Origin of the sequence: Sphingobium abikonense NBRC 16140 (genome assembly GCF_001598335.1) — a bacterium.
Classification (GTDB): Bacteria; Pseudomonadota; Alphaproteobacteria; order Sphingomonadales; family Sphingomonadaceae; genus Sphingobium; species Sphingobium abikonense.
The window spans coordinates 307,273-330,767 of the sequence record NZ_BCYT01000002.1; the positions used below are offsets into that span (position 1 = coordinate 307,273).

27 protein-coding genes and 1 other RNA gene are annotated in these 23,495 nt (G+C 66.1%); 17 read left to right on the forward strand and 11 right to left on the reverse strand.

Annotated elements, in window-relative coordinates; all coding sequences use genetic code 11:
• Positions 1–45 precede the first annotated feature (45 nt).
• On the reverse strand, positions 46–663 hold the full coding sequence (locus SAB01S_RS03575) for an ATP-binding cassette domain-containing protein (protein ID WP_062731721.1): 618 nt from the start codon (positions 661–663) through the stop codon (positions 46–48).
• The gene (gene modB / locus SAB01S_RS03580) at positions 653–1,357 is read right to left on the reverse strand and encodes a molybdate ABC transporter permease subunit (protein WP_062731722.1); all 705 of its coding nucleotides are present in this window, start codon (positions 1,355–1,357) and stop codon (positions 653–655) included. Before modB ends, SAB01S_RS03575 begins: the two co-directional genes overlap by 11 nt.
• A gap of 128 nt (positions 1,358–1,485) precedes the next feature.
• On the opposite strand from modB, the gene SAB01S_RS03585 reads away from it, so the two are divergent.
• Positions 1,486–2,232 (forward strand): HAD-IIB family hydrolase, encoded by a 747-nt coding sequence (locus SAB01S_RS03585; RefSeq protein WP_062731723.1) that lies wholly within the window; start codon positions 1,486–1,488, stop codon positions 2,230–2,232.
• Between the two features lie 3 nt (positions 2,233–2,235).
• On the opposite strand, the gene modA is transcribed toward SAB01S_RS03585, so the two are convergent.
• Positions 2,236–3,006 carry a molybdate ABC transporter substrate-binding protein gene (gene modA, locus SAB01S_RS03590; RefSeq protein ID WP_062731724.1) on the reverse strand — a complete coding sequence of 257 codons (771 nt, stop codon included), beginning with the start codon at positions 3,004–3,006 and terminating at the stop codon, positions 2,236–2,238.
• A 117-nt stretch (positions 3,007–3,123) separates the two neighbouring features.
• On the opposite strand from modA, the gene SAB01S_RS03595 reads away from it, so the two are divergent.
• Positions 3,124–4,764 carry a molybdopterin oxidoreductase family protein gene (locus tag SAB01S_RS03595; protein WP_062731725.1) on the forward strand — a complete coding sequence of 547 codons (1,641 nt, stop codon included), beginning with the start codon at positions 3,124–3,126 and terminating at the stop codon, positions 4,762–4,764.
• Here the strand turns inward: SAB01S_RS03595 and SAB01S_RS03600 are convergent.
• Both SAB01S_RS03600 and SAB01S_RS03605 read right to left on the reverse strand, forming a co-directional pair.
• Positions 4,734–5,912, reverse strand: a complete 1,179-nt coding sequence (locus SAB01S_RS03600) for a glycosyltransferase (protein ID WP_062731726.1) — start codon at positions 5,910–5,912, stop codon at positions 4,734–4,736. The two genes, SAB01S_RS03595 and SAB01S_RS03600, sit on opposite strands and share 31 nt — an antisense overlap.
• A gap of 57 nt (positions 5,913–5,969) precedes the next feature.
• Positions 5,970–6,533 (reverse strand): helix-turn-helix domain-containing protein, encoded by a 564-nt coding sequence (locus tag SAB01S_RS03605; protein ID WP_021228710.1) that lies wholly within the window; start codon positions 6,531–6,533, stop codon positions 5,970–5,972.
• Positions 6,534–6,631: 98 nt separating this feature from the next.
• Here SAB01S_RS03605 and SAB01S_RS03610 point away from each other — a divergent pair, with 98 nt between their 5' ends.
• The gene (locus tag SAB01S_RS03610; RefSeq protein ID WP_062731805.1) at positions 6,632–7,087 is read left to right on the forward strand and encodes a DUF6456 domain-containing protein; all 456 of its coding nucleotides are present in this window, start codon (positions 6,632–6,634) and stop codon (positions 7,085–7,087) included.
• 8 nt (positions 7,088–7,095) lie between these two features.
• On the opposite strand, the gene SAB01S_RS03615 is transcribed toward SAB01S_RS03610, so the two are convergent.
• Genes SAB01S_RS03615 through SAB01S_RS03630 form a run of 4 tightly spaced genes read right to left on the reverse strand, consistent with a single transcriptional unit; the run spans position 7,096 to position 9,809 of the window.
• Positions 7,096–7,638, reverse strand: coding sequence for an NUDIX hydrolase (locus tag SAB01S_RS03615; protein WP_062731727.1), 543 nt, complete (start codon positions 7,636–7,638; stop codon positions 7,096–7,098).
• Positions 7,635–8,312, reverse strand: coding sequence for a TPM domain-containing protein (locus SAB01S_RS03620; protein ID WP_062731728.1), 678 nt, complete (start codon positions 8,310–8,312; stop codon positions 7,635–7,637). Before SAB01S_RS03620 ends, SAB01S_RS03615 begins: the two co-directional genes overlap by 4 nt.
• Positions 8,312–9,148 (reverse strand): TPM domain-containing protein, encoded by an 837-nt coding sequence (locus SAB01S_RS03625; RefSeq protein WP_439646656.1) that lies wholly within the window; start codon positions 9,146–9,148, stop codon positions 8,312–8,314. Before SAB01S_RS03625 ends, SAB01S_RS03620 begins: the two co-directional genes overlap by 1 nt.
• Before the next feature lie 58 nt (positions 9,149–9,206).
• The gene (locus SAB01S_RS03630) at positions 9,207–9,809 is read right to left on the reverse strand and encodes a LemA family protein (RefSeq protein ID WP_062731729.1); all 603 of its coding nucleotides are present in this window, start codon (positions 9,807–9,809) and stop codon (positions 9,207–9,209) included.
• Between the two features lie 104 nt (positions 9,810–9,913).
• Here SAB01S_RS03630 and mscL point away from each other — a divergent pair, with 104 nt between their 5' ends.
• From mscL to SAB01S_RS03695, 14 genes are all read left to right on the forward strand, one after another.
• Positions 9,914–10,357: a large conductance mechanosensitive channel protein MscL gene (gene mscL / locus SAB01S_RS03635; protein ID WP_062731730.1), complete on the forward strand. Its 444-nt coding sequence runs from the start codon at positions 9,914–9,916 to the stop codon at positions 10,355–10,357.
• A 144-nt stretch (positions 10,358–10,501) separates the two neighbouring features.
• Positions 10,502–10,771: a hypothetical protein gene (locus tag SAB01S_RS03640; RefSeq protein ID WP_062731731.1), complete on the forward strand. Its 270-nt coding sequence runs from the start codon at positions 10,502–10,504 to the stop codon at positions 10,769–10,771.
• A 134-nt stretch (positions 10,772–10,905) separates the two neighbouring features.
• Entirely contained in the window at positions 10,906–13,290 is a 2,385-nt protein-coding gene (locus SAB01S_RS03645) for a chemotaxis protein CheA (RefSeq protein ID WP_062731808.1), read from the forward strand.
• Positions 13,291–13,295: 5 nt separating this feature from the next.
• The gene (locus SAB01S_RS03650) at positions 13,296–13,733 is read left to right on the forward strand and encodes a chemotaxis protein CheW (RefSeq protein WP_062731732.1); all 438 of its coding nucleotides are present in this window, start codon (positions 13,296–13,298) and stop codon (positions 13,731–13,733) included.
• Positions 13,734–13,831: 98 nt separating this feature from the next.
• A complete protein-coding gene (locus SAB01S_RS03655; protein WP_009820910.1) occupies positions 13,832–14,197 on the forward strand; it encodes a response regulator in 366 nt (121 codons plus the stop codon).
• A 69-nt stretch (positions 14,198–14,266) separates the two neighbouring features.
• A complete protein-coding gene (locus SAB01S_RS03660) occupies positions 14,267–15,352 on the forward strand; it encodes a chemotaxis protein CheB (RefSeq protein WP_062731733.1) in 1,086 nt (361 codons plus the stop codon).
• On the forward strand, positions 15,352–16,224 hold the full coding sequence (locus SAB01S_RS03665; protein WP_062731734.1) for a CheR family methyltransferase: 873 nt from the start codon (positions 15,352–15,354) through the stop codon (positions 16,222–16,224). The genes SAB01S_RS03660 and SAB01S_RS03665 overlap by 1 nt, the downstream gene beginning before the upstream one ends.
• 129 nt (positions 16,225–16,353) lie before the next feature.
• A complete protein-coding gene (locus SAB01S_RS03670; RefSeq protein WP_021228698.1) occupies positions 16,354–17,052 on the forward strand; it encodes an N-acetylmuramoyl-L-alanine amidase in 699 nt (232 codons plus the stop codon).
• A gap of 41 nt (positions 17,053–17,093) precedes the next feature.
• An RNA gene (rnpB, locus tag SAB01S_RS03675) (RNase P RNA component class A) lies at positions 17,094–17,482 on the forward strand.
• A 32-nt stretch (positions 17,483–17,514) separates the two neighbouring features.
• A complete protein-coding gene (locus SAB01S_RS18010; protein ID WP_245646398.1) occupies positions 17,515–19,455 on the forward strand; it encodes a tetratricopeptide repeat protein in 1,941 nt (646 codons plus the stop codon).
• Between the two features lie 48 nt (positions 19,456–19,503).
• Complete coding sequence (locus SAB01S_RS03680; protein ID WP_031299248.1) at positions 19,504–20,052, forward strand: J domain-containing protein; 549 nt, start codon at positions 19,504–19,506, stop codon at positions 20,050–20,052.
• Positions 20,025–20,378 (forward strand): hypothetical protein, encoded by a 354-nt coding sequence (locus SAB01S_RS03685; RefSeq protein WP_062731735.1) that lies wholly within the window; start codon positions 20,025–20,027, stop codon positions 20,376–20,378. Before SAB01S_RS03680 ends, SAB01S_RS03685 begins: the two co-directional genes overlap by 28 nt.
• Before the next feature lie 35 nt (positions 20,379–20,413).
• Complete coding sequence (locus SAB01S_RS03690) at positions 20,414–20,722, forward strand: hypothetical protein (RefSeq protein ID WP_157078263.1); 309 nt, start codon at positions 20,414–20,416, stop codon at positions 20,720–20,722.
• Positions 20,722–22,254: a methyl-accepting chemotaxis protein gene (locus SAB01S_RS03695; RefSeq protein WP_062731736.1), complete on the forward strand. Its 1,533-nt coding sequence runs from the start codon at positions 20,722–20,724 to the stop codon at positions 22,252–22,254. Before SAB01S_RS03690 ends, SAB01S_RS03695 begins: the two co-directional genes overlap by 1 nt.
• A gap of 4 nt (positions 22,255–22,258) precedes the next feature.
• On the opposite strand, the gene SAB01S_RS03700 is transcribed toward SAB01S_RS03695, so the two are convergent.
• Positions 22,259–22,693 carry a hemerythrin domain-containing protein gene (locus SAB01S_RS03700; RefSeq protein ID WP_062731737.1) on the reverse strand — a complete coding sequence of 145 codons (435 nt, stop codon included), beginning with the start codon at positions 22,691–22,693 and terminating at the stop codon, positions 22,259–22,261.
• 127 nt (positions 22,694–22,820) lie between these two features.
• Entirely contained in the window at positions 22,821–23,435 is a 615-nt protein-coding gene (locus tag SAB01S_RS03705; RefSeq protein WP_062731738.1) for a superoxide dismutase, read from the reverse strand.
• Positions 23,436–23,495: the final 60 nt, after the last annotated feature.

The window sequence follows — 23,495 nt, forward strand, 5'->3', positions numbered from 1 at the left end:
GGCGTCCCGAAGCGTCGCTGTCACGGAGTTTCTGCGCCAGCGAGCCTATCCGTCGGGCATTTCGACGATGCGGTCGGCCAGCCGCTCGGCTTCGTGGAGGTCATGGGTGACGTAGAGGATCGGCAGGCGCAGTTCGTCCCGCACGCGCTCTATAAGCCGCAATATTTCTTCGCGCCGGGCGCGATCGACGCCGGAAAGCGGTTCGTCCATCAGCAGGAAACGGGGAGCGGACAGCAGCGCGCGGCCGATCGCGACGCGCTGCGCTTCGCCGCCCGACAGGGTGGGCGGCATGCGGTGGAGGAGGTGGCCGATGCCCAGAAAGGCCAGCACCTCGTCCTCCGACAGTGCGCCGCCTGGCCGGCGACCATAGCGCAGGTTTCGCTCCACGCGCATATGGGGAAAGAGGCGCAGGTCCTGGAACAAATAGCCGGCGTGACGATCCTCCGCCGGTCGGTCGATGCCGCTCGCGCTGTCGAACAGGGTGTCGCCGCCAATGCGGACATGGCCTTCATCAGGGCGCCGCAGGCCAGCGACCATGTTGAGGATGCTGGTCTTGCCAACGCCCGACGGCCCGATCAGCGCAATGAGTCGCGCGTCTGCGACACAGTCGAGCGCGATGGTCCGGCCGCCCAGGCGCCGGCGCAGGCGCAGGTCAAAGGACATGGGGCATGCGCCCTTGCGTCGCGCGGCGGGCGAGGATTTCGGAGATCAGCAGCGCGCCCAAAGACAGCAGTACTGAAATGATGGCGAAGCGGCTGACGGCGGCTTCGGCGCCCGGCACCTGAAGCGCGGCATAGATGGCGATGGGCAAGGTGCGGGTTTCGCCGGGAATGTCGGACACGAAGGTGATGGTGGCGCCGAATTCCCCGATTGAACGGGCAAAGCCCAGCATCGCACCGGCAAAGATGCCCGGCAAGGATAGCGGCAGCGAAATGGACAGGAAGCGGCGCAGCGGCGAAGCGCCCAGCGTCTGCGCCGCCTGTTCCAGCCGGCGGTCGACCGATTCGATGGACAGGCGCATCGCGCGCACCATCAGCGGCATCGCCATGATCGCGGCGGCAAGCGCGGCCCCGGTCCAGCGAAACAACAGGGTGACGCCGAACCACTGGTCCAGCCGGCTGCCGATCGGGCCGTTGATGCCGAACAGGAGCAAAAGCAGCCAGCCAGTGACGACCGGCGGCACGACCAGCGGCAGATGCACCAGCGCGTCGAGCAGCAACTTGCCGGGAAAGCGCCAGCGCGCCAAGATCCAGGCCAGGGCAAAGGCGATGGGCAACATGGTTGTGACCGCGACCAGGCTGATCTTCAACGACAGGCCGATGACCGTCCAGTCCTGCGGTGACAGGGAAAAATCCATGGCCGGTGCGTGGGCGATTGCGGTCCGCGCGTCAAGCAAGGGCGACCATGGTTAGCGCGGTTGCGCAACGCAGGCGCGCTGGTGTAGCGCGCCGGGCGACGACACGCCCGCATGGATGGGACAGCGCCATGAAATCACTGATTGCCTTTGACCTCGACGGAACCCTGGCGCTGAGCAAGCAGCCGCTGGAGGCGGACATGGCCGAAGCGCTGGCGGACCTGCTGACCGTCGCGCATGTCGCGGTCATTTCGGGGGGTGACTGGCCGCAATTCGACAAGCAGGTGGCGAGCCGCCTGCCGGCCCACGCGGATCGATCGCGCCTGTGGCTGATGCCGACGACGGGCACGAAGCTGTATACGCATGGCGCGGACGGGTGGTCGGCGGTCTATGCCGAATTGTTCGATGCCGCGCAGAAAGCTAAGATATTGGCGGCGTTCGACGCGGCGCTGGCCGCGACCGGGTTCGTGCCCGAGCAGACATGGGGCGAACGGATCGAGGACCGGGGCAGCCAGATCACCTTTTCCGCGCTGGGCCAGCAGGCGCCGATCCATGCGAAGGAATCATGGGACCCCGACTTCGCCAAGCGCAAGCTGATCCAGGCCGATCTTCGCCAGCGCCTGCCCGGCCTGTCGATCAACATGGGCGGCGCAACGTCCATCGACATCACGCGTGAAGGCGTCGACAAGGCCTATGGTCTGCGCAAATTGCGCGACGCCAGCGGGATCGCGCTGGATGCGATGATGTTCATCGGCGACGCCATCTTTCCGGGCGGCAATGACTATCCGGCCAAGCAGATGGGGCTGGACACGGTGCGCGTGCGCGACCCGCAGGAAACGCTGGCGGTGATCGCCGCCATCATCGCCTGCCAGAAATAAGGCTCAGGGCGCGCTGAACCCATAACGCGCCAGAATCGCGCGGCCGGTCGAGGAAAGAAGGAATCGGCGGAAGCCCTCCGCATCGCGGTGGCGGCTGCCGGTCAGGCGGGCGAGCGGATAACGGATCGGCGGATGGCTGCCCGGCGGGAAGGCGCCGACGATCGCCACGCCATTACCGGCGCGCGCGTCGGTGGCATAGACGATGCCGAGCGGCGTCGCCCCGCGTTCGACCAGCGCCAGCGCGGCGCGGACATTGTCGGCGCGCGCGATTTTGCCAGCGATCGAGGGCCAGACGCCGAGCGCGGTCAGCGCCGCCTTGCCATATTTGCCCGCCGGCACGCTGTCGGGATTGGCCATGGCAAGGCGGCCACGGCCCAGAGCTCGCGCAATCGGCATGTTGCGCCCGATGCGCAGCGACACGCGCCTGTTCGCCGGGCGCACCAGCACCAGCCTGTTGCCGGCAAGGTCGGTGCGCGTGCCGCGCATCACGAATCCGGCCTTTTCCACATCGTCCATCCAGTCTTCGTCGGCGGACAGGAACAGGTCGGCTGGCGCGCCGGCGCGAATCTGTCGCGCGAGCGCGGAGGACCCGGCAAAGGAGAGGACAGGGCGCGGATGGCCGCGCGCAGCCCAGGCATCAGCGGCGGCGGTCATCGCCTCCTGCATGCTCGCGGCAGCCAGCAGCAGCGGCCCGCGCTCTTGCGCGGCGGCAGGCGACTGGGGAGCGATCAGCAGCGCAAGAAGCGCGAGGATACGAAGCAAGGGAATCGACATGCGCGCACTGTGTCGATGCCGGGGCCGAAAGCAAGGTCGCTTGCTCCACTTTTGTCCGGGCGCGCCATCGGCTAGGACGCGCGTCATGACCGCCCGCCGCAGCGATACCGCCTGACCATGGCCATTGTGCGAAGCCTGTGCGGGGAATGCGCGGTGGGTTGCGGCATCCGCGCCGTGACAGAAGAGGATCGCATCCTGCATCTGGAGGGAGATGCGGCGCACCCCGCCAATGGCGGGTTGCTGTGCGCCAAGGCGAAGCGGCTGCGCGACGCCTGCGCGCTCGACGGACGATTGCTGCATCCGATCATGGAAGGACGCCGGCAGTCATGGGAGCGGACGATCGCGCAGCTGGCGCGGCGACTGGCGGCGGTGGTGGCGCGCCATGGTCCGGGCAGCGTGGCCTTGCATGTCGGGGGCGGACTGTCGACCGAGGATTATTATGTCGCCAACAAGCTGATGAAGGGCTTTTTGGGGTCTGCGCACATCCATGCCCCTTGGCGCGGCGCGATCGACCGCGCGCAGCGCGCGGCCTTTGGCGAGGATGTCATGCCGACCAGCTTCGAGGATATCGGCCGCGCGGGCCTGATCCTGCTGGCCGGCGATGCGGTGGCGACGGATCATCCTGTGCTGTTCGACCGGGTGCAGGCGATGCGGGCGGACAGCGGCGCGCAGCTGGTGATGATCGCGCCGGAAGGGGCGGCTGCGGGGCTGGAGGTCGGCCTGCACCTGCCGGTGGCGCAAGAGGCGATCGCGCCCTTGCTCAACGGACTGCTGCTGCATGTCCATGACGCGGGGCTTGGCCGCGTTCCCGCGCTGACGCCGGCGAACTTCTGGGAAGCCTTGCGACCCGGCCATGACATCTGGTCGGTGGCGCGAACATGCGGCCTGTCGCCGCAAGGCGTGCGGGATTTCTATGATCTGTGGGCATCGCAGGATCGCGCCCTGACCCTGTTCAGCGGGGAGGATGGGGCGGTCGCCGCCGCGACAATCAATCTGCACGTGGCAACCGGACGGATCGCGCGGCCGGGGGCGGGGCCGTTCGCATTGGGGCGGGCGGCGAACGGCATGGGCGCGCGTGAGGTCGGATGCCTGGCCGATACTCTGGCGGCGCACCGGGATTTCACGCCCGACAGCATCGCTGACGCGCGGCGTTTCTGGGGCGCGCGGACGATGGCCGAGACGCCGGGGCTGGAAGGGGCGGCGCTGCTGCAGGCGATCCGCGACGGGGCGGTGCGTGCCCTTATCAGCATAGGCGATGATATGGGGGCCATGGACTGGCTGGCGCAGGCGCGGTCAGGGGTCGCCCTGTCGATTCGCGCCAGCGCGCATGCGGATGCAGCGGCACAAGGCTGGACCGCTGTGCTTCCAGCGCCGGTCGGCATTGAACAGGACGGGACGATGACGGCGCTCGACCGGCTGGTGAGCCGCCAACGTCGCCTGTTCGACCTGCCAGGCGCGGCGCGGTCCGGCTGGTGGATGCTGACCCGGATCGCGCAGGCAATGGGGTGGGGCGACGCCTTCCACTATGAGCGGCCGGCGGATATTTATCGCGAGCATGTACGGCTGACCGCTTACGGCAACAGCGGGGAGCGGGTGCTGAACCTCAAGCGGCACGCGCCCATTTCCAACCCGGCCTATGCCGAATTGACGCCTTGGCGCTGGGGCGAGGTGCCGTTCGACGACGGGCGGTTTCCGACGCCGGACGGGCGCGCACACCTATTGCCGCTTCAGGCAGCGCCCGAGGCGGCGATCGATTGAAGATGCGCAAGCAGCGCGTCGCCATTGGCCTGCCAGGTGAAGCGCAGCGCGGATTCGCGCACCGCGGCCTGCACCGGCGGATTGTCGAGGATCGCGCGGATGGCGGCGGCGATCGCTTCGGGATCGCGCTCCACGATCCGGCCCGCCTCAGGCCGGTCGAGCAGTTCGCGCGCGCCACCCACATCGCTGATGACGATGGGCGTGCCGCAGGCGAGCGATTCGACCCAGGCATTGGCCAGGCCTTCCGATTCGGACACCAGCGCCATCACGTCCGCCGCGGCGAAAATGCGCGGCAGCTTGTGATGGGGGACGGAGCCGAGGAAGCCGATCCGCCGCTCGACGCCCAATTCCTGCGCCAGCGTTTCGAGCGTGCGGCGATACTGACCCTGGCCTGCGAGCAGCAGGGTCACGTCGGGCAGCTGCGGCAGCGCGCGCACCAGCAGATCCTGTCCCTTGCGCGGGATCAGCGCGCCGACGCTCAGGACGACCGAACCGTTGAAATCCAGCGCGGCCTTCGCCGCCTGCCGATCGGTGAGTTCGAACGTGTCGAGATCGACCCCGGTATAATGGACGCGGATCTTGTCAGCGTCGATGCCCATGCGCGCCATCGATCGACGCATCGCTTCGGATACGGCGAGCAGGCCGGCGGCGTCATCGGCCGCCTGGCGTACGAGCTTGCGGGTGGACGGCTGCGTGCCCCAATGGTGGATGTCCGCACCGCGCGCCTTGACCGAATAGGGGATGCCGAGCGCCTTCGACAGGCGGCGGGCGACCGGGCCGTCGGGAAAAAAGAAGCTGGCGTCGATGACGTCGAACGGGCGCTGCGCATGCAGGCGGCGGACGAGCGGCAGGATGGCGCGGGTCATCGCGCCGACATTGCTGCGGCCGCCAATTTTCGGGATGGTGCGGAAGACCGGGCGATAGACGGTGACTTCGCGCCAGCGTTCCTTGCGCGGCAGCGCGCGCAATGCGGCATAGCCGGGCGCGAGCGAAAAGGGCCAGACGGGAATGCCGACCGGCGCGATGACGGTCACGTCCGCCTGGGGGCGGCTGGCCAGCTCCCGCGCCTGGCGTTCGACGAAGACGCCGAAATTGGGGCGGCTCATGTCCGGAAAGAGGGTCGAGAGCGTAAGGACGTTGAGTGTCATGACCCCTCCTTGGATGCACAGCTTTGACACATGGTTAAGCGTGGAGCGACCAATTGGCTAGAGACGTCGGACGAGCTGTTCGGCAACCGCCGCCCAGGGCGGATCGGTGACGACCAGCTGGCGCGTGCCCGAACCAAGCGGCAGCAACTGCAACCGGTCGCCTTCGCGCCCGATCAGGCGGCCGAACAGGAAGCGGCCCGCCGGGCGCGGCAGCAATATGTCGCGATTGAGCGCCGCGCCATAGTCCGCCGGGCCGATGCGGCGGCACCAGATGGCGTCGCCGGCGCGATAATCGCCGATGCTGGCGCCGACATGGACGCCAACCATGCCATCGGAAGCGATGGGCGGCGGGAAAGCGAGCGGCCGGGTGGGCGCGCGGACGCCGTCGGGGCCTAGCAATGCCGCCACGGCGATTTCGCTATGGCCGGGCAGGGCGACCAGTTCGGCGCTGGTGACGCCCAGCGCCAGCGCGATGCGGTTCAACCAGTTGACCGAAACAGTGCGGGTGCCGGTTTCCAGCCGCCCGATGGTCTGCGCCGTGGTCGGCGGATCGCACAGCGCGCCGACCTGTTCGAGCGTCAGCCCCTTCGCCTTGCGGACCTCACGGATGCGGGTGATCATGGCATTGTTCCGTATAACCTATTTGGTTTCCTCTTTCCTACAGATTATCCCCCGTGGCAAGTCCCATCGCCTTGATATCCGCCGCGAGGGAGATGCCGATGGCCAGCCATGTTCAACAGATGATCGAGGATCCCGATGGCGTCCGACAGGCCGTGCTGGTGCATATGGGCGAATCGCCGCTCGCTTGGCTGCGTGCGCGCGGGCGGCTGAGCGAGCGGCATTTCATTGCGGGCGACATGTTGCGGAATGACTGGGAGCGGGCGGGACTGGGGGCGCGGGTAACGATGCGCTGGGACGCGGCGGCGCGGTATGGCGGGCGACGGGGGCCGGCGCGTCCCGCCGACCCCACGCTGGCGCAAATGGCGGCGCGCGAGCGGTTCGACGGCGCGATCCGGGCGGCGGGGCCGGGGTTGGCCGACATTCTCTGGCGCGTCGCCTGCGCTGGCGAAGGGCTGGCGGCGGCGGAAAAGGCGCTGTGCTGGCCCAGCCGCGCTGGCAAGCTGGTGCTGACGCTGGCGCTCGACCGGGTGGCGGACTGGTATCGGGTGCCCTGAGCGCGCGCTCAGGCGACCATGCCCGCGCCCAGCAGCAGCAGCAGCTTCACGTCCATCGCATAGCCCTGCGCGCGCCAGTCGGCGACATGATCGGCGATGCGGTCGAGCGGCACGCGGTGGACCAGGATATCCTCTTCGGCGACACCGCCGCCCGCGCTGGTCCTGGTGAGGCCATGGGCGCGGAACAGGGTGAACCCTTCGGACACCATGCCCGGTGAGGCGCTGAAGTCGCCCAGCCGTTCCAGCCGTTCGGGGCGATAGCCGGTTTCTTCCTCCAATTCGCGTGCGGCGGCGAGGCTCGCCTCCTCGCCGGCCTGCTCATCGCCGACAAGGCCTGCGGGCAACTCGATGCAGCGGCGGCCCAGCGGAACGCGATATTGATCGACCAGCAGGACGTGCCGGCCGTCGGCCGCTTCGTCGATCGCCAGGATGACGGCGGCGTGAATGCCGCGCGCGCGGGAGACATATTCCCATTTCCCGCGCGTCTTGGCGGTGATGAAGCTGCCCGCCCACATGATTTGTTCGGGCAGGTCGCGGTCCGGGTCGGTCATAATTCGATCAGCCTGTCGGGAAGTTCGTTGATGTCATCGGCTTCGCGCGGGAAATGCGCGGCGAGCACGGCGCCGACCTGGGCGACGGCCGCCGCCAGCCCTTCGCCGGCGCGATCCTGTCGCAGCGCGTCGACCAGCGTGGCCATGGCGTCACCCCATGCGTCGGGCGACACTTTTGCATTGATCGCCCGATCGGCCACCAGTTCGGCGCGATGTTCGTCCAGGCTGATATAGATGAGCACGCCGGTGCGGCCGCGCGTGCGCGCTTCGGCGGCGGTGCGGAAGAGCAGGATTGCGCGACGGCGCACGCGGCGGGCCTTGGTCGCTTTGGGCGTCAGCAGCATACGCAGCGGCATGATCGCCAGCAGATATCGGACGATCAGGAATTTGAGGATGAGGATGCCGAGCAGCCCCGTCAGCAGCTTCCAGTCCGCCAGTTCATGTTCCCAGTCGAGCAGCAGCATGGACAGGAAGGCGCGCAGATGGGCGGGGAAGGCGGCCATCAACGCCAGCGCGATGAATACCGCCGCCGCCGCCCAGCTTAGCCCCACATCATGATAGCTGTCGGACTGGCGCGCGACGATGGTGACGATCTCGCCGGACGTGCGCGTCTCCGCCTCCGCCACGGCGGCGGAGACGAGTTCATGGTCGGATTGCGTCAGATGAAGCTGCATCACCAGTCCCCCGACGCGCCACCGCCGCCGAAGCTGCCGCCGCCCGAAAAGCCGCCGCCGCCGCCCCAGCCGCCGCCCCAGCCTGAACCGCCCGAACCCGAACCCCAGCCGGACCCGAGGCCAGGACCCCAGATAACCACGCGGGCACTGCCGCCGCGCCGATAGCGCCGGCCGCCGCGCGCCCGCGACAGCATCGGCAACAGGATGAAGAAGACGACGAACAGGATGATCCAGAAGGCGATGATGCCGCCGCCGTCATCCTGGCTGTCGCGCGCGGCCGCCTCCGCCTTGGCCGCCTGCGCCCGCGCCTGGTCGGGGGGAAGCGCAAGCAGGGTGGTGATGGCGTCGACACCTGCGTCGATGCCGCCCACCATGTCGCCGGCCTTGAAGCGCGGCGCGATGACGGTGCGGATGATCTGCGAAGACAGCGCGTCGGTCAGGATGCCTTCCAGGCCATAGCCGACCTCGATCCGCAGTTTCCGCTCGGACGGCGCGACGATCAGCAGCGCGCCATTGCTGTCCTTGTCGCCGATGCCCCATGCGCGGCCCAGCCGATAGCCATAGTCGGCAATGTCATAGCCCTGAAGATCGGGAATGGTGGCGACCACCAGCGACCGGCCGCTGGCCTGTTTCTGCGCGATCAGCTTCTGGCTCAGCGCCTGTTCCTGCTGCGGCGTCAGGATATTGGCGGCGTCGACCACGCCCTTGTCGTCGAATTTGGGGAAGGTCTGGGCCTGCGCCGTCGATGCCAGCGCGAGCAGAAGGAAGGCAAGGAGCAGGACGATCGCATGCGTCCGGCCATGATCTCTCCGGGCGGAGGGACAGGCCTTCGACAGGCTCAGGCCGAACGGGTGCGGGGGCGTGGGGCTGGGCGGGGCGAAATGCACGTCCCGGTCAGCTGCCGAAATCGACCTTAGGCGCTTCTTCCGCGCCCGGCGTGGTCGCTTCGAACGGCGTCATGGGCTTGGCGCCGTGGATCAGCTTCGCGCCGATCGCGTCGGGGAAGGTGCGGATGCGGGTATTATAGGCCTGGACCGCGCCATTATAGTCGCGGATGGCGACGGCGATGCGGTTTTCGGTGCCTTCCAGCTGCGATTGCAATTGCAGGAAATTCTCATTGGTCTTGAGATCGGGATAGGCCTCGACGCTGGCGAGCAGGCGGCCAAGCCCCTGGCTCAATTGCGCCTGCGCGGCCTGGAACTGGGCGACCTTGGCGGGATCGGACAGGTCTTGAGCATTGACCTGCACCGACGTTGCCTTGGCGCGGGCTTCCGTCACACGGACCAGCGTATCCTGTTCCTGCTTGCCCGCCGCCTTGACCGTGGCGACCAGATTGCCGACCAGATTGGCGCGGCGCTGATATTGCGCCTGGACGTCGGCCCATTTGGCCTTCGCCTCCTCCTCTGCCGTGGGCACGCTGTTGATGCCGCAGGCGGACAGAGCCATCGCCCCGAACATCGGCAACAGGACGGAAGAGAAGCGGCGCAGCAGCGACATGGAAGATCCTTCGGCTTTGTTTCGATCGTGGAAATAGGGCGTTGTCCTGCGCGGCGCAACGGGCCATCCTGACTTCATCACCAGCACGGCAAAGGGATATGCACATGGGGCTGATGTCCGAATTCAAGACTTTCATCAATCGCGGCAATGTCATGGACCTGGCGGTCGGCGTCATCATCGGCGGCGCGTTCGCCACCATCACCAAGTCGCTGACCGATGACCTGATCATGCCGGTCGTCGGCTATGTCTTTGGCGGGGCGGATTTTTCGCGCTATTTCGTGCGGCTGGGTCCGATTCCCGAAACCTTCAAGGGCAATCCGGCCAGCTATGCCGATTTGAAGGCAGCGGGCGTCGCGATGCTGGGCTGGGGCGAATTCCTGACCGTCCTGGTCAATTTCCTGATCCTGGCCTTCATCATCTTCCTGATGGTCAAGGCCGTCAATCGCCTGACGCACAAGGAGGAGGCCAAGCAGGAGGCCGCGCCGCCGCCGCCCACGCCAGAGGATATTATTCTGCTGCGCGAAATCCGCGACTCCTTGAAAAAATAATCGTTTATGCGACGAAACGAGTTGGCGGCGGGAACCATCCGGCATGCGACCGGTTGATCGCCGTCAGGGTGAGGGGTTGCCATGGCAGCCTGACGCCTTGCCCAGAGACGTCAGCCCCCGGGGGCACAACAGGAGAATAACGCCGTGAAAACCTTCGTCACTGTCCTTGGCCTTGCCAGCCTTGTCGCGCTCGCTGCCTGCGATTCCGCCAAGGAAAACCAGGTCGAGAATGCTTACGAAAATCAGGCGGACGCGCTCGACAACCAGGCTGACAATATGGAAGCCATGGCCGACAACCTGTCGGGCAACGCTGAAATGGCGGCCGAAAACGCAGCCGATCGTCTGGAAAACAAGGCCGACGCCACGCGTGAAGCCGGCGAAGCTGCCGAGGACGCGGTGGAAAAGCAGCAGTAATTTCTGCTTGAATCCAGTTACGAGGGGGCGCTGCGGCTTGCCGTGGCGCCCTTTTTCGTGCCGCCGCGCTTTTAACGCGGCCTTAACCACGCCCCGCCATGGTGCCCTGGCGCGCAGCCATCAGGGCCAGGGGCATGGACGAGCTACTTCAGGAATTTATCTCAGAAACGCAGGAAACGCTGGAGGCTCTGGCGGGCGAGGTCGTGGCCTGGGAAGCGGATCCGTCGGATCGCGACCGGCTGGACGCGATCTTCCGATTTTTCCACACCGTCAAGGGCAGTTGCGGCTTTCTGAACCTGCCCCGGTTCGAGCGGCTGAGCCATGCGGCCGAAGATGTGCTGGCCGACATCCGCGCCGGCGAGCGGCAGGCCGATCCCGTGACGGTGAGCGCGGTGCTGGGCCTGATGGACCGGATTGGCGAGCTGACGGAAGCCGTCGCCATGGGGGCGGCCCTGCCCAACGAGAATGACGATTATCTGATCGCGGCGCTCAATACCCCGCCCGGCGCCGGTGCGGACCAAGTCCCCGCCGCCGAACCAGTCGAGGGCGAAGCCGCGCCGGTATCGGTCGCGCGGCCCCAAGCGCCGCAAGCCGCCCCGCGCACGATCCGCCTGCCATTAAGCCTGATCGACCAGTTGATGAACGGCGTGTCGGACATGGTGCTGGCGCGCAATGAAATGTCGCGCAAATTGCGCGATCGCAGCAGCGACGCGGAACTCGACACTGTGTTCGAGCGCCTGTCCACATGTGTCGCCGATATGCGCGACGTCATTTCCAAGACGCGGATGCAGCGCGTCGATCGCCTGTTTGCCGCGATCCCGCGCATGGTCCGGGATCTGGGCCGCGACCTGGGCAAGCGAATCGACCTGACGCTGGAGGGCGGCGATGTCGAAATGGACCGCGAGATGGTGGAGATGGTCGTCGACCCGCTCACCCATATCGTGCGCAACAGCATCGACCATGGTATCGAAACGCCCGAACGCCGCCGCACGGCCGGCAAGCCGGAGGCGGGACGCCTTCGCGTCGAGGCGCGCCAGTCTGGCAATCAGATCGTCATCATGATCAGCGACGATGGCGCGGGGATCGATACCGGCAGGCTGGTGGACAAGGCGATCGCTGCCGGCCGCCTGACGCCTGATGCTGCCGCGCGCCTGACCGAGCAGGAAAAGCTCGACCTCATCTTCATGGCCGGGCTGTCGACCGCGCAGCAGGTGACGGCAATTTCCGGCCGGGGGGTCGGCATGGATGTGGTCCGCGCCAATGTGGAGCGGATCGGCGGCGTCATCGCGCTGGACAATCATCCCGGCCAGGGATTGTGCATCACGCTGCGCGTGCCGCTGACGCTGACCATCATTCCGGGCTTGATCGTGCGCGCCGGTGGTCAGCATTTCGCGATCCCGCGCGCCGCAGTCGTCGAAATCCTGCACGACAATAATGACATGCTACAGATCAGCGAAGTGGGCGGCGCCAAGATCGCGACGATCCGCGCCGTGCGCCATTCGATGGTGGATCTGGAAGCGGTGCTGGGCATGGAAAAACTGCCGCAGCCTGGACCCCGCGCGATCATGGTCGTGCGATCGAGCACGGGCATGCCCTTTGCCCTGGGCGTTGCCGCCGTGGACAATCATGAGGAACTGGTCATTCGCCCCGCCTCTCCCCTGGTGATGGCGAGCGGCGTCTATGCCGGCATGACCCTGCCGGACAATGGCCGGCCGATGCTGCTGCTGGATGCGGCGGGTCTGGCCAGTGTCGCGCGCCTGCCCAACATCGTCGAGGATGATGCCGCGCGCCGGCAGGAGGACGAGAGCGAAGCCGCCGGCGTCGAAATGGTGGCCGCGCTGCGTTTCGAGGAATTGTCGGGCGAACGCCGCCTGCTCAAATTGTCGCTGATCGAACGGGTCGAGGATATCGACACCAGCCTGTTCGGAAAATCCGCCGGTCAGGCCTTCGTCCGGCTCGACGGGCGACTGGTGACGGTCGTCAACGGCCATAGCCGCTTTGCCGGGGACAAGGTCTGCGCGCTGCGCCTGCGCGATGGCGAGCAGGAAACCTGCTATCCGGTCGCTGCGGTGCTCGATATCGTCCAGATGCCGCTGGTGCCCGACATGGTCGCCCTGCACGGTTTGCTGAGCGGCGTGTCCGTGATCGACGGCGAGCATCTCGAAGTGCTGAATCCCTTTGCGCTGTTCGCATCGCTGCCGCAGGAAAGGCCGGACCCCGCCCGTCAGGGACGCTGCATCCTGGTCGAAAGCGAGGACGGATGGACGCGCGAAATCCTGGCGCCCCTGCTGCGGCAGGCCGGTCATGACGTGACGCTGGGCCTGCCGGCCGACACATCGGTCGACCCGCGCGACATCATCCTGTGCAACGGCCCCGACACGGCGCAGGCCGGCGAAATGCTGGGTTGTCGCGTCGTGCAGTTGCGCGCGTCGCCACGCGCGGCGGGGCCGCAGGACGGCAGCATCTATCGATATGATCAGGATGCGCTGATGGCCGCCATCGGCGGCAGGCAGGGGTAAGCGATATGGACAATCTCTATCTGTTCGCGATCCTGGCGGGCACGCGCGTCGCGGTGGACGCCGGCGAAGTCGAGGCGGTGGTCAGGCTGACCGATATTTCCCCGGTGCCCGGCATGGGCGCGCATGTCGCTGGCCTGTCGGCGTTGCGCAGCCGGGTGCTCACCATCGTCGACGTCGCTGCGATCGTGCACGGGCGACCAACGCCGGCCGACCAGCGCGGATTGGCGATCATCGCCGATATCAGCGGCCACAGTTACGGGCTGATGCTGGACAGCGTATCGGACATATGCCGCGTGCCCGAAGGAGCGGTGCCGTTGCGCGGGCAACTGGATTCCGCTTGGGCGCCCTATGCCAGCGCGATCGTGGAACATGACGGGCATCCCTGGCTGCTGGTGTCGCTGTCGGCGTTCATCGAGAGCGCATCGACCGCGCAGGCGGCCTGAAGCCGCGTCCATGATGCGCTGTACTACATGTTTACCAAATACTCGCTTTTACTGACTAAATCCCCGTCAACGGGAAGCACGTATTAAAGGGACGCTCCATGAAGAACTGCCTCGTCGTCGACGATTCGAAGGTTATCCGCAAGGTGGCCCGGCATATATTGGAATCGCTCGACCTGTCGGTCAGCGAAGCCGTGGACGGCCAGGATGCGCTGACCCAGTGCGAAGCGGCGGCGCCAGACGTCGTCCTGCTCGACTGGAACATGCCGATCATGAGCGGGATGGAATTTCTCCAGGCCCTGTCCAGCGCCAAGATGACCGCCCGGCCCAAGATCATATTCTGCACCACCGAAAATGGCATCAGCCACATCAAGGCGGCGGTGGATGCCGGGGCCGACGAATATGTGATGAAGCCGTTCGACCGCGAAACGCTGGAAAGCAAATTGTCGATCGTGGGGATCATTTAGCAGCCCGGTCTTCGTGCCGTTTCAAAGGAGCCCTGTCCCGCCTTCGTCCTTCGTCCAGGAAGTTTTCCGATGTCCAGTGCGCCGATCATGACCAGCCCCAGCCGTGCGTCGCGGCCAATCCGCACGCTGGTCGTTGATGATTCGGTCGTGGTGCGCACGGTGATCGAGCGCATCCTGAACGGCAATGACCGCTATGTCGTGGTCAACAAGAGCAGCAGCGCCGAGCAGGCGCTCGCCTTTCTGTCGGGAAACAGTGTCGACCTGATATTGCTGGATATCGAATTGCCGGGCCAGAGCGGCCTGGCGGCGCTGCCGGCGATCATGCAGGCGGGCGCTGGCGTCAAGGTCGCGATCCTGTCGGGCAAGTGCGAGGAAGGCAGCGCCGCGGCAGTCGAGGCGCTGGCGCTGGGCGCGAGCGATATTCTGTCCAAGCCGGGCAGCGGCAGCTTTGGCGAACAATTCCCCCAGGCGCTGGTCGAGCGGCTGAACCGCCTGTTCGACACGGATGCGCAACCCGTGTCGCCGCCCGTAGCGCAGCCCCCGGCGCGCCCGGTTCGGCATGAAGCAAACAAGCCGCTCGCCTGTCTGGGGATCGGCGCGTCGACCGGCGGCATCCATGCGCTGGGCCAACTGCTTGACGGACTGGACGCGCCGCTGGGCGTACCGATCCTGCTGACGCAGCATCTGCCCCTGAGCTTCACCGTCTATTTCGCGCAACAGCTGGCGCGGATGACCAGCCTGCGGGTCAAGGTGGCGGAAACCGGCGACCTGCTGGCGCCGGACATGATTTACGTCGCGCCTGGCGACGCCAATCTGCAAGTGCGCAAGGGGCTGCACGGGCGCGTCACGATCCAGCTGAACCCCGAACGCACGCCGGCGGGCAATCTGCCGGGTGTCGACCCGATGTTCGCCAGCATGGCTGAAGCCTTTGGCGCGGGCGCGGCGGGGATCGTCCTGACGGGCATGGGGCGTGACGGAACCGTCGGCGCACGCGACATCGTCGCAGCCGGCGGATGGATCGTCGCGCAGGATGAAGCGAGCAGCGTGGTATGGGGGATGCCGGGATCGGTAGCGGGCGAGGGCCTGAGCTGCGCGGTGATGGCGCCCAGAGAAATGATGGCGTTTGTCGCGCGCCGAGGAAAGGGTGTGGCTTGATGACGGTTGGTGCGTCCGATTCGCAGCAGGGTGCTGCCCGCATCCTGTCCGCCTTGCTGGAAGCGCGCACGGGACAGACTTTGTCCGAAGGGCGCGCCTGGCGGATGGAAACGGCGCTGCGCCCGGTGCTGCGCGATCATGGGCTGGACGATATCGACGCGCTGACGGCGCGGCTGTTGCGCAAGGGCGATAGCGGGCTGGAACAGGCCGTGGTGGAGGCGCTGCTCAACAATGAAAGCAGCTTCTTTCGCGACCTTCAGCTGTTCGACATGCTGCAAAGCCGGATTTTGCCCCATTTGCACGAAAGCCGATCCAACCGGGTGCTGCGGATCTGGAGCGCGGGCTGTTCGACGGGGCAGGAAGCCTATTCGCTTGCCATTCAGCTGCGCAACGCCTGGTCGCGCTGGAATGGCTGGCAGATCGAGATACTGGCGACCGACATTTCCGGCCGCGCGATCGAACAGGCGCAATCGGGCATCTATTCCCAGATGGACGTGCAGCGCGGGCTGTCGATCGGCGATCTGATCAAATGGTTCGAACCGCATGGCGATGACTGGCGCGCCAGCCCCGAATTGCGGCGGATGATCCGTTTCCGGCAAGACAATCTGTTCGATGCGCGCGAACCGACCGGTGAATATGACCTGCTGTTGTGCCGTAACGTTCTCCTCTATTTCACACCCGAACGGCGCAAGGCGGTGCTGACGTTGCTGGGGCGTCACAGCCATGCCGGATCGATATTGCTGCTGGGTGCGGGGGAAACGGTGATCGGCCAGGGCGACGATTTCATCGCCCATGGCGATTTCCGGGGCGGCTATGCGCGACAGGCGGCCGTGACGGCGCAGCATGTCGCGGGAATGCGGCGCGCTGGCTGACCGCGCAGGCGGGCATGTGCCCATACTTGATTGCATCGCGGGACTGCGTCATGGTCGACGCAGGCCCATGTCGTTCGACCGGCCGGAAGGGCGCGATGACCGACTAGTGAAGCAGACTGGCGTTTTCCGATGAGCGATGTGCCGATGATCGAAACGCCGTCGCCCAATTTCGACGAGCGCAAGTCGCCGGTGTCGATGCTGGTGCTGCATTATACCGGCATGCGCGACGCCCAGAGCGCGATCGCCTGGCTCGCAAGCCCGGAATCCAAGGTGTCGGCCCATTATGTCGTGTGCGAGGATGGGCAGATCATCCGCATGGTCGATGAGGCCAAGCGCGCCTGGCATGCGGGCCGGTCGCACTGGCGCGGCATCAATGACGTCAATTCCGCCAGCATCGGCATAGAGATCGTCAATCCGGGCCATGAATGGGGCTATCGACCCTTTCCGCAGGCGCAGATCGGCGCGCTCATTCCGCTGATGCACGATATCGTCCAGCGCCATGGCATCACCCGGGGCAATATCGTCGGGCATAGTGACGTGGCGCCCGCGCGCAAGCAGGACCCCGGCGAGCTGTTTCCCTGGGGGCAATTGGCGCGGTTGCGCCTGGCCCTGCCGCGCCCGACGCGCAACCTGATGGACCCGCTGTGGACCGACAGCGCCTTTCTGCTGGCGCTGGAGCGGTTCGGCTATGACATTGCCGAGCCGGACGCTGCGGTCATCGCCTTTCAGCGGCGGTTCCGCCCGGAACTGATCGACGGCGTGATCGACGGCGAATGCCGCGCGATATTGCTCGCGCTTCTGCTGCCCAAGCCGCGCGGCGACGAATAGCCAGGTGACGGGACGGCAAAAGCGCGCTAGGGCGCTGGACGCCAGAGGGCCGGGCGGCCGCGGCGTGGCGGGTAACTTCCACGGCGAGGAAAGTCCGGGCTTCACGAAATGACGGTGCCGGCTAACGGCCGGCTGGAGCGATCCAAGGGACAGTGCAACAGAAAGCAGGTCGCTAAGGCCTAGGCCCAGCGAAATTGAAAGGGTGCGGTAAGAGCGCACCGCGTCTGCGGCAACGCAAGACGGCACGGTAAACCCCACCGGAAGCAAGACCGAATAGGGGCGGCGCGCAGCGTCATGCTGCTAGGCAGATTTCGGCCGAGACCGCCCGGGTTGGTTGCTGGAGGAACGGAGCAATCCGTTCCCTAGAGGAATGGTCGCCCATCCTTCGCAAGAAGGGGGACAGAACCCGGCTTACAGGCCCTCTGGCATTTGATTTTCCTGTCTTTTCATGCTGCATGGACCATGGACCATGCGGGGGTGACGATGAAGCTATGGGGTTGGGCGCTGGCGTGCGTGCTGGCGGCAGGGACGGCGCAGGCGCAGGAACAGCCGACGCAAAGCGTGCAGCAGATTTTCGATGCCGCCGCCGCGGCCACGGGCAAGGGCGATCATGCCGCCGCCGCCGCGATGCTCGCGACGCTGGAGCAGCGGGTCAAGAATCCGCGCAGCCTGGCCATTGTTCGTCTGCGCAGGGGCATGGCGCTGGGGGAAATGCGCCGCTGGAAGGAAGCGCGGCCGCTGTTGGAACAGGCGCTGGCGGCCCTGCCGATGGATGACCGCAGTCTGGATATCGACCGGGGACAGGCCCTGCGCGCGCTGGGAAGGCTGGAATTGCATGACCTCGATTATGAGGCGGCATTCGACTATTATGACCGGTCGCTGGCGGTCGCGATTGACCCGTCCGAACGCATCGCCAGCCTGCTGGGCAAGGCGCAGGCAGGCACCTTCATCGATGCGAACCGTGCGCTGGCCGATGCCGATGCCGCAGCGGCGCTGATCGAGCAAAGCGCCAAGGGCGACAAATCGGCCGCTGGCTATGCCGCGTCCATGCGCGGGCAGCCGCTGCTTAATCTGGGTCGCTTTTTCGAGGCGGAGCAAGCGTTCGCGAGGACAGTCGCGGCTGAAGGCGGTCTGTCGCGCAAAGCCAATTATGACGATCTGGTCGCGCGATCCAACGCCTCCATCGCCGCGCTGCTGGCCGGGCACCGGGACAAGGCGCAACAATATCTGCTCTACACCGGCGCGGGTCGAATGGAGAAACAGGATTTCGGGATTGGCGCAGACATGGCTTTGCCCATTTGCGGCGAAGACGGCATCAAGCCCGACGATATGGCGGTAGTCGAGTTCGGCATCGCCGATGACGGGACCGTCAGCTACGCCCGGCCGATATACGGGTCGCGCCCTGGCGCCATGCCGCTGACGTTTGCGCGCGCGGTGCAGAACTGGACCTGGCGTCCCGAAGAGGTGGCGCAAATTCCCTGGCTGTTTCGATTGGTGACGCGCCTGGAACTGCGCTGTTCCACCAGCGAAGGCGGACCGTCGCTGGCCGATGGCGCGCGCGCGGCGTTTCGCGACTGGGTCGAGAGCCAGGGCGTTCAGCCCTATCTGGCAGACGCTGGATCGGAAGCGCAGCGGCGCGCGATGCTGGTCGCCGAACTTGAACGGCGACGCGCAAACGCGACCAATCCGCTGGCGCAGGCCCTGCTGCTATCGGACCTGCTGGAAAATCCGCTGGTGACCGGCGCGACAGCGGAGGCGTGCAAAGCGCAATTGCGGTCCTTGCTGGACGCGGCGAGAGCACCGGCGCCGGTCCGGCTGTGGGCGGATTGGCTGTCGCGCAGGAGCGGCTCTGACGAACTGGACGCCAATGCCTATGCCGCCGATCCGGCCGCCTATGCGCGCGCCCAGTTACTGAACTATGACCGGCCGCAATCGCGGCGCCGGCGACGGGACCCGGCGATACTGGATCGCATCATCGCCGATTCGCGGCTGGCGCAGGATGATCCGCTGCGGGTTGCGGCATTGATGCGGCGAGCGTCGGTTCGGGCGGCGGCGAAGGATTTTGCCGGCGCGCGGGCCGATTATCAGGCGACCGGGCTGACCGAACAGCAATGTTCCATCGTCGATGCGCAGCCCATGTTGCGCGGGGTCAATGTGTCCAGCAACGACTATCCTACCGACATGGTGCGTCTGGGCATAGAAGGGTGGACGCGGGTTCAGCATGATGTGTCGGCTGACGGCAAGGTCTTGAATGCGCGGGTGATTGCCGCCTATCCGCCGATCGTGTTCAGCCCCAATGGCGTCGCGCTGATGTCGCGGGCGAAATTCGAGCAGACTTATCGCCCCGATGGCGCGATGGGTTGTGGCGGCAGTGTCGGCACTATCCGTTTCGTTAATCCTTGATGGCGGCCCGCACTGGTATTCAGCGCGCACATTTCCTAATTTGCCATGATGGCAAGACAGGGTCGATCCAATGACTGGGGCTTTCCCCGGTGGCGCAGCTATGGCGCGGCGCGCGAGGCGCAGCAGGTGCGGCTATGTGACCGCCATGGTTGTGAAAAGCCGGGGGAGTGTCCGGCGCCCAAATCCCCCAATAGCCCGGAACGCTGGTATTTCTGTTCGGACCATGCGGCAGAATATAACCGGAACTGGGATTATTTTCAGGGGCTGGACCAGGAAGAGCGCGAACAGCGCGAACGGGCGGAACGGCGCGACGCCAGCGGTTTTCAGTCGAGCGCCTATCATGGCTGGGGCGGGCCGGGCGATGGCAGCCGCTCACGCGATGAACTCCACGCCTTGAAAGCGCTGGAGCTGGAGGACGACGCCAGTTTCGAGACGGTGAAGAAAAGCTGGCGGCGGCTGGCGAAGGAAAATCACCCGGACGTAAAGCCGGGTGATGCCGAGGCTGCGGTGCGGTTTCAGGCGATCCAGGCCGCCTATGAAGTGCTGCGCGCCGCCGAGGAGCGGCGGACGTGGAAGCCGCGCGCGGCGGCCGACTGAAAGACAGGAGCGTGAAGGATCATGTCCGATCGAACTGGCAGCAGGCCGTGCTGGTCTGCCGCAAATGCTCCAAAAAGGTCGGCGGTGGGTTTGGCCCGGATGGCGACGAACGCCTGGCCAAGGCATTGCGCCGGCATTTGTCGCTCAAGAAAGGGCGCAAGGCCGCGGCGGGAATTGTCGAGGTGAATTGCCTTGGCATCTGTCCCAAGGGCGCGGTCACGGTGGTGAATGGCGCGGACAGCCGCGATTGGCTGTTGGTCCGTCCCAAGGCTGACCTCGACATGCTGGCGCAGCAATTGGGGCTGGCCGCGGCGCGGGATCGTTAATCACATCCTTACCATCTGCCCCCTATCGAGGCGGCATGATGATTCCCGCACGATTGGGGCGTAACGCACCCATTATCATCCAATGCGGCCTTGGCCTTTTCGGCCTCCTATTTCTGTATGCCATGCCGCCTGCGTCGGGCCGGATGGCGCTGGTGCCTGTCACGTCCCACGGACGCGCCATGCTGGCGTCGGTCGCCATCGCACATGGCGCAAGGCTGGTGAGCGCGGGGCCGGGGCAGAGCCTGCTGGTTGAGGGGGAACGCAGCCGCCTGATGCAGCCGCTCATGCTTGCCGGCGTGCTGGTGCTGTCGGCGCGGGCGGGTGGTTGTGGAGGAATTGCCTGATGCGCGCGATCGACAGTCTGAGCCGCTTGCGTCTTCAGGGATTGCAAATTCTGCTTCTTGGTAGCTGGATCTGGAGCGGCGCGCTGGGATTGTTGTCGCTCGGCCTGGGGCTTGGCGATGGGGCGCAGGTGCTGCTGGTGTCGGCGCTGGTCAACATCATGCCCACCATCATGGTCCTGCGTCATCGGCAGGATGCCGTCGTTCGCCTGATGATGAGCACGCTGGCGACGGTGCAGCCGGCGCTTGGCGTCTTCCTGCTGTCCGGCCACCGGTGGCAGATGGACGCGCATATGTTTTTCTTCGTGGCGCTGGCGGGGCTGGCGCTGCTTTACGACTGGCGGCCGATCATCCTGTCGGCGGGCCTGACGGCGCTGCACCATCTGGCGCTCAATTTCATCGCGCCCGACTGGGTGTTTCTGGGCAGCGGCAATGTGCAGCGGGTCGCCGTTCACGGCGTGGCGGTCAGCCTTCAGGCGGCAGTGCTTTGCTATCTGGCGGTGCGTTTGCGGTCGCAATTGCTTGCGCTCGATAGTCATGCGAACGCGGCGGCGCAACTGGCCGAGGCGGCGGAGGCGGGACGAAGCGCCGCCGAACGCGCCATGGCGCAAAGTCGGGAGGCGGCTCTGCGTGAAGATGCGATGCGCGCTGAACGTGAGCAGGAGCGGGCGCGGCTCACAACGGAAAGGCGCGCTGAAACGCTGGCATTGGTCCAGGCTTTCCGCCAGTCGATCGCCGACGTCGTGAGCGCTGTCAGCGACGCGACGAGCGACCTGGACGATTCGGCGCGCGCGCTCAACGAACTGGCGCGGCGTGCCAGCGCGGGGACGGACGAAACCGTGGCAGCGGCCGAACGCTCGTCCGATCGCGCGGCGGAACTGGCGGGTCGGATCGAACAATTGTCCCAGTCCATCACGGCGATCGCGTCGGCGGCGGCGCAGCAGGCATCGCTCGGCGGCGACGCGCAGCGCGTGTCGAGCGCCGGGCATCAGGCGATGCGCGACATGGAAACCCGCACCGCGTCGATCACCAGCTTTGCCGATTCGATCACGCAGATCGCCGCGCGCACTAATTTGCTGGCGCTCAACGCGACCATCGAAGCGGCGCGCGCAGGGGAGGTTGGGCGCGGCTTCGCGGTCGTGGCGCAGGAAGTGAAGCAGCTGGCGGGGCAGGCGGCGAGCGCGACCGGCGAAATCCAATCGCTCGCGACATCCGCGCATCAAGGGGCGGGCGTCGCCCAGGGTGCCCTGTCCGATGTGGCGCGGGTGGTCGAGCAACTGGCCGCGGCTGCCGGCGAAATCCAGCGCGCGGTCGACAGCCAGCGCACCGCGACCAGCGCCATCGGCGAATCAGCGCGCGATACGGCGGAAGGCGTGACGCGCATGGCCGAGCGGGTGGAGCAGGCGGCCGACATGGCGCGCAGCACGGAAAGCCTGTCCGATCGGGTGTCGAGCGCGGCATCGGGATTGTCCCGCACGGCGCGCGCCCTGCAACGCGCGGCCGACCAGTTCGTCGCGCAACTGGAAGCGGCCTAAATTATCACGCCGAGCGGGCGGCAGGGCTCCGGCCAATGCCGCGGCCCTGCGACAATGTATCGAACAGCCGGTCTTCCCGGCCGACCCGCTCCATCAGCATGTCCAGGATCAGGCGTGTCTCCACGCAAAAGGCCTGCCATTCACGGCCGATGCGCGTGTCGCTCCAGTCTGTCATATAAGCCCTAAACCGTTCGCCCAGAGCGCCCAGTTCCCTTTCCAGCGCCGTCGCATGGTCGCGGGTCGACGCTTCGGGCGATCGTTTGAGTGTGGGGTAGAAGATGCGGTCTTCCAGCGCGACATGCGTCAGAAGCTGTCGCGCCAGTTGCCAGCGCAGCCGCGCCACGCCTTCGGGCTGATATTCTTCCGCCACGGCTCGTTCGAGCGCGCGTGCGGTAAGGCCGATTTCGGCATGCTGGCGGCGTAATTCGTCCAGATCCATCGATCCCTCCTGACGTCGCGTCGGGAAAGGAAAGCATCACCGAGAATATTTAAGAATATCTTGTCATCCTGCCCAAATGGGAAGGGACGCAGCCGCCCCGCCATAAGGGCAGGGCGGCGCGTGGGCATCAGCCCGGCTGGTCGGCGCGGCTGACGCCCTGACCATCCAGATTCTGGGCTGCAAAGTCCCAGTTGATCGCTTCCTTGAGCACGCGCTCGGCATAGTTGGGGCGCGCGTTGCGATAATCGATATAATAGGCGTGTTCCCATACATCGAGGATCAGCAGCGGCGTGTGGCCTTCATGCGCGACCGGCGTGTCGGCGTCGTGATAGCTGGTCACTTCCAGCTTGCCGTCCTTGAGGATCAGCGCGGCCCAGCCGCTGGCGAAATGGCCAACGGCCTCTGCCTTCATCTTGTCGATCAGGGCGTCGACCGAACCGAAGGCGTCATTGATCTTGTCCAGCAATTCGCCCGACGGCTGCTTCTTTTCGGGGCTGAGCGAATGCCAGTAGAATGTGTGGTTCCAGATCTGGCCGACCTGGTTGAACAGGCCGCCCTTGGACGACTTGATGAGTTCGACCAGCGACTTGCCTTGGAGCGACGTGTCAGCAGCGACCAGTTCATTGGCCTTGGTCACATAGGCATTGTGATGCTTGCCATGATGATAGTCAAAGGTTTCGGCCGACAGGATGTCGCCGAAGGCGTCCTTGGCATAGGGAAGGTCGGGCAGAACAAAGGCCATGGCGGATCTCCTCGGATTCGTTATGGGGACGGCCGCTCAACGGACGGAGCGGCCGAAAGG